The organism is Sinorhizobium sp. 7-81 (genome assembly GCF_030124405.1).
Taxonomy (GTDB): Bacteria; Pseudomonadota; Alphaproteobacteria; order Rhizobiales; family Rhizobiaceae; genus Sinorhizobium; species Sinorhizobium psoraleae.
Genome location: NZ_JASKLT010000078.1, coordinates 1 through 694, shown reverse-complemented (window position 1 = coordinate 694; position 694 = coordinate 1). Strand labels below are relative to the sequence as shown.

The 694-nt window shown below is 66.9% G+C and carries 1 protein-coding gene; it reads right to left on the bottom strand.

Translation table 11 applies throughout. From position 1 onward, the window contains the following. Window positions 1-35: 35 nt before the first annotated feature. The gene (locus tag QN224_RS33560) at window positions 36-335 is read right to left on the bottom strand and encodes a DUF736 domain-containing protein (protein WP_283980177.1); all 300 of its coding nucleotides are present in this window, start codon (window positions 333-335) and stop codon (window positions 36-38) included. Window positions 336-694: the final 359 nt, after the last annotated feature.

Genomic DNA, 694 nt, shown 5'->3' with positions numbered 1-694 from the left:
GGCGCCCCGTTTTGAGCGGAGCGCCCTTGGGCTGGTCAGCGGGACCAGATGAGCTTGTGCTCGCCTTTGTCGCCCTGGATGAGGGAGGCGTAGACCGGCGCCGTGAAGGACGGATCGTCGAGCTTGAGCGAGAGGTACTCGGCGCCCGTTTCGCGGGCGGTGCGGGTCCAGCCTGCTCCGAACTCGACACCACCTGCGGTGACGCGGAAGTCGGGGGCGCGGTCGTTGTCACGGTCGCAGGGCTTGATGGTGGCCTTGACGTTGAGGGTGAGGGTCTTGATGGTGCCGGCGTAGGCGCCGGTTTCGTCGCGGGTGAAGGTGCCGATCTGAGCCATTGTCGTATCTCCTGAAGTTTGTCGAAGCCGCCCGATGCGGCCTCGATGGCGGTCGAGAGGCGACGGAGCGGACGGATGCATCCGCAGGATCGCAGCGTGAGCGAAGGACGGCGGCAGCCGAGCTTGTTGGCTCGCGAGGAATGACCGCTTGCGGTCAGGGGAAGAAGGTCGGCGGAGCCGTTGCAGGCCAGGGCCGGTCCGGTGCCAGACCAGCCCAAACGAGAGGCCGTATGGGTGCTTCTTGGCGTCGGCAGAAACGACACTGATGATCGGTGCCCCATCGGCACGCCTAGCGCCGCCGGTGCATCACCCTCCCGCCGCCTTGGCCTCCATCTCCTGTCCGGCAAGACATGCTGCGC

What these genes read in the sequence shown, in the direction of transcription:
- QN224_RS33560 (WP_283980177.1), bottom strand. Translation starts at nt 335, where the DNA reads ATGGCTCAGATCGGCACCTTCACCCGCGACGAAACCGGCGCCTACGCC.